Below are 9,536 nucleotides of genomic sequence, written 5' to 3'. Positions count from 1 at the left end.
GTTCGGACTTCTAGCCGACGGACTTGACCGCGTCGGCCCACTTCTTGTTCAGTTCAGCGAAGTAGGAGGCCTTGTCGCCCTCTGCTGCGCCGCGTGCGATATCGATGAGCTTTGCCCGGTAGATGTTGCCGGTGAGGTCGATCTCGGAGGAGCTGACGATGTCGTTCTCGAGGGTCTCCTTGCCGGCCGGGGCCGGGGTCAACTCGAGGTACTCCACGCCCGCCGTGGTGAAGTCGTCCAGAACTGCGGGGACCTCACCGTCGACCAGAGGGGACAGGCCGCCCTGCTCCGCTGCGTAACCGGACTTCTGGGCGAACCAGTCGATCCAGGCGCGAGCGGTCGCCTTGTTCTCGGACTTGGTGCTGATGCCGTTCTTGTAGTCGCCGGCAACGGTGGAGTAGAACTTGCCGTCGACCTGGTACGGGAAGGGCATGTAGCCGATGTCTTCCTTGGCGCCGCCCGCAGTCACCGCGGCGTCCTGCATCTGGGTGATCGACCAGGAGCCGAGCACCATTGAGGCAACCTTGCCGCTGCCGAGTGAGGTCTTCGATGTCTCCCAGTCGGTCGTCGAGGGATCTTCCTCGCTGAGGCCGTCCTTGACGATGTCAAAGAGCAAGCCATCGGTGACCTCGTGGTACTGGCCCTTGGCCCAGGGTGCGTCGGACACGATCAGCTTGTTGGATTCGTCGGCGTCGCCCGTGATGGCGCGGTTACCGTCCCACTGGCTCAGCGGCCAGCCGTCCTTGTAGTTGGTGTAGTACGGGACCGCGTCGGTCTTGTCCTTGATCAGTGTGAGGTCGGCGAGGAACTCGGTCGGTGTCGTGGGGAGGTCGGTGATTCCCGCGGCCGTCCAGACCTTCTTGTTGTAGACGATGCCCTGGGCATTGCCCGTCTGGGCGACGCCGTAGGCCTCACCGTCGTACGCCGCCTCATTGACGAACCGGTATGTCTCGCCCAGCTTTTCGACGCTGTCGAGCGGCTCGAAGAACTGGGGGAGCTGCGCCTTCGTGACCGTGTTCGGGATGAGGAGAACGTCGCCGTAGCTGCCGCTCGACATGCGGGTCGCGACATCGGTCTCGTACTTCGCGATCGCCTCGAACTTGACCTTCGTGCCCGGGTACGCCTTTTCGAACTGGGCGGCGTAGTCCTTGAACGTCGTGTCGACAATGTCGGTGCGGTTGGTCAGGACAGTGATCTCACCGGTGACCTTACCGGTGTCGCTCGAACTCGATGCCCCGGACGAGCATCCGGCGAGCAATGCGGTGGCCGCGAGAACGGCCACTCCTGCGATGAGCTTCTTTGCCATCTGTTTCTCCTGTTCGGTGTCACCCTCGACCCGCTGAGGCACGACCGCGACTTCGCGACTCGTGGATCTCCGGTGTTGCTGTGCGGGCAACGTTAGGCGACTGAAGAAGGCCGTGTCAACCACAAATGTCAGCGCTGTCTTATCGTGTCCTCTTTACGTCAACCTGCCTGATTTCCTGTATTCAATTGGGTTTACTGGGCAAAAATGTTCGCATCCATAGCGAAAATGTCTGCATAAATGTCTTACGTTGTCATAGAGTGGATTCATGCTCAGGATCCCCGTATGAACACCCAGTCCCGCGCGACCCTCGCTGACGTTGCTCGGCTGGCAGGCGTCAGTTCCAAGACCGTGTCCCGGGTGTTCGCCGGGGCAGGCAATGTGAGCCCGGAGACCCGGGAGCGGGTGCTCGGCGCGGCTAAACGGCTGCGCTTCCGACCGAACAACCTCGCGAGGAGCCTCCGCCGGGGCGGGGTGTCCAACACGGTCGCCTTCGTGATCGGAGATCTCAGGAACCCGTTCTACTTCCACGTCGCAGCGGGGATTGAAAGGGAGCTCGCCGAAAGCGGGCTGACGATGGTGTTGGCGACCACAGACGACACCCCGGAGAGCGAGGAGATTGTCGTGGACGCCCTGCTCGCGCAGCGGGTGCGCGCGCTTCTGCTGATTCCCGTCGCGGATGACCAGTCGTACCTTGACGGCGAACGGCAGTTGGGAACGCCCGTAATCAGCGTCGACCGGCCCGCCCGCAACCTGCTCGCCGATTCCGTGGTGCTTCAGAACCGCCAAGGCATGGCGGACGCGGTACGGTCATTGACGGCGCTCGGCCACCGGAAGATCGGCTTCGTCAGCAACCCGTCCGCGATGTACACGTTGCGCGAGCGTCTCGCGGGCTACCGAGAGGCGCTTCGTGAGGTCGGGGTGATGGATACGGCCCGGTGGGAGCGCGTCGACGACGATCCGGCCGTCTCGGCCGAGCAGGCCGTGCGTGCTCTCCTCGACCAAGCGGACCCGCCGACCGCGATCGTCGGCGGTAACAACCGTGCGAGCGCGGGGGCCGTCCGCGTGCTCCGGGACCGGGAACCTGCGGTCGCCTTCATCGGCTTCGATGACTTCGAACTGGCGGATGCCCTCGGTATCTCCGTGGTCGCCTACGACACCATGGAGCTCGGCCGAACGGCCGCCCGGCTCGCGCTCGAGCGGCTGGCCGATCCCTCCGAATTCACGAAACAGCTCGAGATCCCCACCCGGCTGATACACCGCGGGTCCGGGGAAATACCGCCGCCGCGCTGAGCGTGGAGCGCTTGGGCACGAATCCTTAGCTCAGCTCAGCACGTGCTCTAGCCAGGCCGCCTGGCGCACCCAGTGGTGCCCGCCGCCGCCCTCGTGCTGGTTGAACGGGTAGACCTCAATTTCTGCATCTCCGCCGTAGCGGTTGAAGGCCGCGAATACCGTCGAGGGCGGACAGACCGGGTCGAGCAGGCCCACCGAGAACAGCGCTGGAGCCGTTGCGCGGGCAGCGAAGTTCACCCCGTCGAGGTACGAGAGGGTGCGGAAGGTCTGCTCCGTACGGTTCCGGTGTACGGAGAGGTAGCGCACGATCTCCTGGTACGGGTCCTCGTCGGTCATCCCGACGGCCCGCTCGAAATGGCAGAGGAACGGCACCTCCGGCAGCACGCCGGCGAGCCCGTCGGTGAGACCGGCGGCGGCTAGGGCGATGCCGCCACCTTGGCTGCCTCCGCACACGGCGACGCGAGCGGGGTCAACCCGGTCCAGGGTGCGGATGGCGTCGATCGCGCGCACGGCGTCCGTGTAGACGCGGCGGTAGTAGTGGTCGTGTGGTGATTCGATGCCCCGGGTCATGAATCCGGGCACGGATGGCCCGGTGCCGTTCGGGTCCGGCGTGTCGCCGCCTGAGCCCCAGACGCTGCCCTGGCCGCGGGTGTCCATGAACAGGTAGGCGTAGCCGGCGGTGACCCAGGCCAGCCTCTCGTGAGGGAGGCCGCGGCCGCCACCGTAGCCGTTGTACTCGACCATCGCGGGCAGGCGCCCGGTGGTGCCGGCCGGGAGCAGGTACCAGGCGTGCACCGGCTGGCCGCCGAAGCCGGGGAACACCAGGTCGAACACCTCGACCTGGGTCAGCGGTGACTCCTGCCGGGTCAGCCGGGGTTCGGTGGGGGAGCGGCGGGCTTCGGCGAGCGTGCGGCGCCAGAAGTCGTCGAAGTCGGCCGGTTCGGTGACCTGGGGGCGATACTCCCGGAGCTCCGGGAGGCTGAGGTCGAAACGGGGCATTGCAGGGCCTTTCTACTGGGTGGGCAGGGTCAGGTGGTCTGGCGGGAGACGATGCGGGCGTAGCGGTTGCCGAGGGCCATCAGCTCATCGTGGCTGCCGAGCTCGACGATCCGGCCCTTCTCGATGTAGGCGATCCGGTCCGCCTCCCGGATGGTCGAGAGCCGGTGCGCGGCGATGAGGGTGGTGCGGTCCCGGAACAGGGTGGCCAGGGCATCCTTCACCCTGCCCTCCGAGTCGGCGTCGAGCGCGCTGGTGGGCTCGTCGAGGATGAGGATGCGCGGATCGCGCACGAGGGCGCGGGCGATCGCGAGGCGCTGCCGCTGCCCGCCGGAGAGGCCGGAGCCGCGGGTGCCGACGATGGCGTCGAGGCCGGAGCCGCTCGGGGAATCGGCAGGGCCGAGGATGTCGAGCGCGTTCGCGCCGCGCAGGGCGCTGAGGATGCTCTCATCGTCGACCCCGGTGAGCCCGTAGGCTACGTTGTCGCGGATCGTGCCCTCGAATAGCACGGATTCCTGCGGCACGATCGACACGTGGCTGCGCACGCTGCGCATGTCCAGGGTGTTCATGTCGCGGCCGTCGAGCAGGACCCGGCCAGTGGTCGGGCGCACGAAACCGAGCACGAGGTTGAGCAGGGTCGACTTGCCGGAGCCGGAGGGCCCGACCAGGGCGATGGTCTCTCCGGCCCGGATCGAGATGGTGATGTCGGTGAGGGCCGGGCGTCCGCCGAGATAGCGGAAGGTGACTCCGTCGAGCTCGATCGCCCCGGAGACGGAGGCGACCGGGTCGCGGCCGTCGTTGACCTCGACGTCGGGCTCCTCCATGATCTCCGCGATCGACCGCATCGACTCGAGCCCGCGAGAGACCACCGGCGTGACATTGAGCAGGTTAACGATTCCCCCGGTCAGCACCGTGAAGTAGGTGCTGAGCAGCACGACCTGGCCCGGCGTGATCGGGATCAGCTGGGTGATCGAGGCAGCGGATGCCCCGACCAGGCACGCCACGCCGAGTATCTGGTAGGAGACCCAGGAGAACGCACCGAACCGGCCGTTGAGAGTGTCCAGTTCCTGCCCGGCGATACTGACGCTGCGGGCCTGCCCGGCGACCCGCTTCGAGGCCACCAGCTCGAGCCCGTGGCCGCGGGTGATCGGGATGAGCGCAGCCATCTCGCCGACCCCGGCCGAGAATCGTTCCACCTCGAGCCGGAAGTTCTCGTTGCGTGCCCCCGCCCGGGTGCGGATGTAGCGCACAAGCAGCGCGGCAACTGGCACGGTGATCGCGAAGACGCCCACGAACGCGGGCACCGCGATCGCGGTGATCACGATCGCCCCGGTGAGGGTGAACACGGTGGAGAGCACGGTCGGGAACGCCTGCTGCATCATCAGCTCGAGGTTCTCGACGTCTCGCACCACCTTGGTCTGCACGATCGAGGCGCTCTGCCGGTTGTGGAACCCGATCGACAGACGCTGCAGCCGCTCGGTCAGTGCATTGCGCACGTCGACCGCCATCGACCGAGTGGCCAGGCTGGAGCCGCGCACGTAGAGCATATGGAACGGGTAGTTCAGGGTGAGCAGCACGGTCGCCAGACCGGCCAGCAACCACAGGTTGGGCAGGGGACCGCGCGCGACGACGATGTCGATGATCGCCGCGGTCAGTGGCGGGAGTAGCCAAGCCGGGCTGTCCTTCACCAGAAACGACAGGGTGGACAGCGAAAGTCGGCCGCGATACGGCCGAAGCAGACGGAGGAACGACCGGAACGGCTCGGTCTTAACGACGCCATGCTCGATCGCGTTCGTTCGGGACAGGTCACCCATGGCACACCTCTTCCACGGCCGATCGGCCGTAGCGGTAACGGTTCGCCGATCGGCCCTGGAAGTCGGACAGGCGGTCGAACGCGTAGACGGGGTGCTTCCTCTGCCCTGGCGTGTTGGGAACTCCGGGCTGTCGCGGAACGAGGTCGCTGACATCGATAAGGATGTCAGAAATCAGCCTAGTTGCGTTCGCTGGGTCGGGTGATCGATCACGGTCGGTGGTTGGTCCTGTCGTGTCGCCTAAAGAGGTTCAGATGGTCATCATTTACTCATCAAATTTCTCTCTATTTGACCCAAAACGATGACGTACAGTTGGGGGCAGTGAACCGCCCGGTTCCCGGTAAACACAAGGGAATCCGCGAGTTTTACGATACATTCGGTGAAGATCAAGTTAAGGCCTGAACCTTCAAGGGTCGCGGGTTCAATTCTCGTAGTACCGAGCGATGTGACGGGTCGAGACATCGATCGCCGCCTTCGGCCAACGAGTAGCCCATCACTCTGTTTATGGCGCACTGGAGGCTGTGACCAGAAACGCACCGAAAACTCCTTTGCGTAACCAGAATGGACCCGTACTAGTCCGTGCCAGCGGGTAGAATAGCGTCATGAAAACCGCGGAAATCCGCGGGATTCTGCCCCCAGTGTGGGTGGACGAAAAGGTCGAGACGACTATCAGTTGTTCTTGGTTCGAGTCCAGGTACCCCAGCTTTAGATAAGGCCCCCGCTCACGCGGGGGTTTTTTTCATTCAGGCGAGACCGCCCCGGGTTGCCGTGAACTCTGTCAGAAGACGAAATCCCTGTCTGTCGACGGACCCATGGACGGCCGATAACACAACGACACCGACGCCGGCATCTCGGTCGAGGCCGATCCAGCTGCTGAACCCTCCGGTGCTGCCGTTGTGCCAGGTGATTGCGCGGCCCCGGAACTCGAGTGTGATCCACCCTGCACCGATACCGACCCGCGGAGAGAATTTCGAGACTGGCTCGAGCGCGGAAAGACCCCGAGCCGATCCGTCGAGGATCGAGCGGAGGAAGCCGCGCATTGTGCCTATGGTCGCGCGGACGCCGCCTGCCGGGGCGAGCCCTTCACCTACCCACGCGGGCAGGGGGCGTCCGAACCGACTGAATCCTGTCAGATCCGAAGGCCCCAGGTCCCCTGCGCGCGCCGGCGTCGAGAATCCTTCGCCCAGGACCTCCTGCAGGAGTCGTTCGTAGGTAGTCCCGGCTCCTCTCGCCACGGCGTGCCCCAGCAGCTGAAAACCGAGGTTCGAGTACCTGGGTCGAGGGGCGCCGACTCGCACAGTGCGAGTCTGGTCGAGGAGATCAGCGAGGGTCTCGCCGTACGGGTTCTGACCTCGGATCCAAAAGTCGACGGTGCGGCGAAGTGGGTGCATCCCTGGCGGCAAGCGGGGAAGACCAGATCGGTGGATGGCCAGGGAACCGAGGCTCACGGAACCAACCTCTCCGTGGCCTTCAAGCGGAAGCAAGTCGCGAAGGGCCGTTGTCGGCTGGACGAGACCGCGCTCGGTCGCGTCCCGATACAACATTCCCGTGAGCGGTTTGGAGATTGACCCGATCTCGAAGGTGGCCTGATGGTCCGTGCCCAGCGTTGCGGTCGATTCGCCCTGAGGGGTGATCACGGCCACTGCTGCTGCCCCGGTTGAACGAAAGACGCGGCTCGCAGCACGAACAAGTTCAGTGTCCCCACGCCATTGGGTCTCCATGGATATTCCTCTCCGCACGTTCCCGCGTCGGACGGCTTACCGCTTGCCGTACCTCCTGTGGACGGCCTGCTTTGAAACACCGAGGCATTGAGCGATAGCCTCCCAGGAAAGCCCGGCCGAACGAGCGCTGCGAACGAGGCCTGCCTCACTGCGCCCTACCTCCCGATGGAGCTCGGCGATGATGTGCAGGGCTTCAGCTGGTCCCTTGCCGTCCATCGCTCCGACGAGTGTTTTCAATCGCTCCGCCTGCATTCGTCAATTCTAGTTGACGATCAGGAGAACAGGCTCGCCAGGCTCGGAATCGGCAGGAACGGCATGTACTCGTCCCAGCCGAGGAAGAAAGCGAAGAGCACGTGGATGAGTGGTGCCGAGAGCACCGCGAGCACCAGGTAGAGGACGGTGCGTCGAGCGCCGAGCCTGAACACCAGGGGTGGCACGAACACCGTCACCAGCGCCGGGATCGGGTAGTAGACCCACCACGGTAACCCGCCGGTCGCACCGTATTTTCCGAACGCCATGCCGGCTACGACCACGACCACGGAGACGATCCCGACGGCGAGGATGCGCCGTCGGAAGGTCTTCGTGCCGAGGACGAGCCAGAGGAGGCCCAGGAATTCGAGCAATGCTGCGGCGATCATGATCGGAAAATGCCACTCGGTATTCACACCTGAAGATATCGGGGCAGCGGATGCGAGCGGTTCAGCAACACGGCCCTCTCAGGCTCAGCCCGGCCGGGCTGTCTAGGATCGAATCCCCACGACGTCCTGGAGGACCCTCATGAAGTGCCCAACCGATTCAGCAACCCTCGTGATGAGCGAACGCGGTGGCGTGGAAATTGACTACTGCCCCGAATGCCGCGGCGTCTGGCTGGATCGCGGCGAGCTTGACAAGATCCTCGACCGTGCCGAGAAGGAGTTTGCTCAGCCCGCGCCCGTGTCGCCGGTTGCCGCACCGGCGCAGCAGTACGCGGACCCGCGCACGCGAGCGCCGCAATACGGCGACCGGGACCGCGACAGCGACCGCGACAGCGACCGGAACCACTACGACCGCGACCGCTCTGACAACCGTGACGGATACCGCTCGAAGAAGAAAGACAACTGGCTCGGAGAACTCTTCGGGTAGACGTTCCATGACTCGCTTCCGCGCCGGATTTGTGAGCAACCTCCCAGTGTGATCCGGGCGCCGTGTCGGGCCCCCGGCGTAACATCGAGGTATGAACCGTCTTGGAAGAGGTCGTTGATCATGTCACGCAATTCAGTCAAGTGGCTTCCCGCCATCGTCGTGCCGGTTGTCATCGTCGCCGGTGTTCTTGCCGTGCCGCTACAGGCCGGTGCAGCGGTCGATCTGCCCGACAAGACGGCCGAAGAGGTGCTGCTGATGGTCAGTGACAGCACCGTCACCGCCTACTCAGGAACCGTCGAGAAGAAGGCCGAGCTCGGCCTGCCCGACGTAGACCTGGCCGCCGGCATGCCCGACTCGATGAGCGAGTCCGCGGCCGAGGGCACGACAGGGCCCGGGGCCGACGCCGCCGGTGCGCTCACCTCGGTTCTGGAACTCTTCAGCGGCTCCCACACAGCTCGAATCTACGTCGACGGCAGCGACGCCGACGCCCCCGCGAAGGCCCGCGTGCAGATCCAGGACCGCATGGACGAGCGCAATGTGGTGAGCAACGGCACGGATGTCTGGGCGTACGACTCCAAGACGAACACCGCCAGCTACCTGGCCATCCCCGCCGACGCACGGGCCACCGCGCAGGCGAAGTTCGCCGAGATGGCAGCCGGCGCCCCTGCCGAACTGTCCACCCCGTCACAGGTCGCCGAGCGTTTCCTCGCCGAGATCGACCCGAGCACCACCGTCTCGGTCGGCACCGACGGCACGGTCGCCGGCCGCACCGCCTACGAGCTGGTGCTCACGCCGAAGGCAACCCAGACCCTGGTCGAATCGGTGTCCATCTCGGTCGACTCCGAGACGGGCATGCCGCTGCAGGTCACCGTGCGCGCGAACGGCCAGGAAGAGCCGGCCTTCGAGGTCGGCTTCACCGCGGTCGATTTCAGCACCCCGTCGGCCGAGCTGTTCGAGTTCACCCCTCCGGCCGACGCCACGGTCGACGAGGTCACGCTGCCGGTCATGCCCGAACAGTCCGCCGACCAGACCAAGCCCGAGATTCCGGCCGAGAACCTGCCCGTCGTCACGGGAACCGGGTGGGACGCCATTGTTGAGGTGCCCGCGGCATCCGTTCCCGCCGAGCTCAGCGCCAACCCATTGATGTCGGAGTTCGCGACCCCGGTCGACGGCGGACAGGTGTTCTCCACCTCCCTCGTGAACGTGTTCCTGGCCGACGACGGCCGGATCTTCGCCGGATCGGTTCCGGTCGAACTGCTCCAGGCCGCCGCCGACGCCCAATGATCCCGA

Annotated in this window: 9 protein-coding genes; 3 read left to right on the top strand and 6 right to left on the bottom strand. The window is 65.3% G+C overall.

Annotation, left to right across the window (positions count from 1 at the left end; translation table 11 throughout):
* Window positions 1-10 precede the first annotated feature (10 nt).
* Window positions 11-1,306 (bottom strand): ABC transporter substrate-binding protein, encoded by a 1,296-nt coding sequence (locus E3T49_RS10720; protein WP_134424907.1) that lies wholly within the window; start codon window positions 1,304-1,306, stop codon window positions 11-13.
* A 282-nt stretch (window positions 1,307-1,588) separates the two neighbouring features.
* Here E3T49_RS10720 and E3T49_RS10715 point away from each other — a divergent pair, with 282 nt between their 5' ends.
* The gene (locus E3T49_RS10715) at window positions 1,589-2,596 is read left to right on the top strand and encodes a LacI family DNA-binding transcriptional regulator (protein ID WP_134424906.1); all 1,008 of its coding nucleotides are present in this window, start codon (window positions 1,589-1,591) and stop codon (window positions 2,594-2,596) included.
* 30 nt (window positions 2,597-2,626) lie between these two features.
* Here the strand turns inward: E3T49_RS10715 and E3T49_RS10710 are convergent, their stop codons facing one another.
* The 5 genes from E3T49_RS10710 to E3T49_RS10690 all read right to left on the bottom strand — a co-directional run bounded on the left by E3T49_RS10710 (window position 2,627) and on the right by E3T49_RS10690 (window position 7,762).
* Complete coding sequence (locus E3T49_RS10710) at window positions 2,627-3,595, bottom strand: acetylxylan esterase (RefSeq protein ID WP_134424905.1); 969 nt, start codon at window positions 3,593-3,595, stop codon at window positions 2,627-2,629.
* Between the two features lie 29 nt (window positions 3,596-3,624).
* The gene (locus E3T49_RS10705) at window positions 3,625-5,406 is read right to left on the bottom strand and encodes an ABC transporter ATP-binding protein (protein ID WP_134424904.1); all 1,782 of its coding nucleotides are present in this window, start codon (window positions 5,404-5,406) and stop codon (window positions 3,625-3,627) included.
* Between the two features lie 740 nt (window positions 5,407-6,146).
* Window positions 6,147-7,124 (bottom strand): serine hydrolase domain-containing protein, encoded by a 978-nt coding sequence (locus E3T49_RS10700; RefSeq protein WP_134424903.1) that lies wholly within the window; start codon window positions 7,122-7,124, stop codon window positions 6,147-6,149.
* A gap of 36 nt (window positions 7,125-7,160) precedes the next feature.
* Window positions 7,161-7,376: an AsnC family protein gene (locus E3T49_RS16600; RefSeq protein ID WP_134424902.1), complete on the bottom strand. Its 216-nt coding sequence runs from the start codon at window positions 7,374-7,376 to the stop codon at window positions 7,161-7,163.
* Window positions 7,377-7,396: 20 nt separating this feature from the next.
* The gene (locus E3T49_RS10690) at window positions 7,397-7,762 is read right to left on the bottom strand and encodes a hypothetical protein (RefSeq protein WP_134424901.1); all 366 of its coding nucleotides are present in this window, start codon (window positions 7,760-7,762) and stop codon (window positions 7,397-7,399) included.
* A 139-nt stretch (window positions 7,763-7,901) separates the two neighbouring features.
* Here E3T49_RS10690 and E3T49_RS10685 point away from each other — a divergent pair, with 139 nt between their 5' ends.
* The gene (locus tag E3T49_RS10685) at window positions 7,902-8,246 is read left to right on the top strand and encodes a TFIIB-type zinc ribbon-containing protein (RefSeq protein WP_134424900.1); all 345 of its coding nucleotides are present in this window, start codon (window positions 7,902-7,904) and stop codon (window positions 8,244-8,246) included.
* Window positions 8,247-8,366: 120 nt separating this feature from the next.
* Window positions 8,367-9,530: a LolA family protein gene (locus E3T49_RS10680; protein WP_134424899.1), complete on the top strand. Its 1,164-nt coding sequence runs from the start codon at window positions 8,367-8,369 to the stop codon at window positions 9,528-9,530.
* Window positions 9,531-9,536 lie beyond the last annotated feature (6 nt).

This window comes from Cryobacterium cryoconiti, from assembly GCF_004403065.1.
GTDB classification, from domain to species: domain Bacteria; phylum Actinomycetota; class Actinomycetes; order Actinomycetales; family Microbacteriaceae; genus Cryobacterium; species Cryobacterium cryoconiti.
This window is presented reverse-complemented; position numbering and strand designations above follow the sequence as displayed.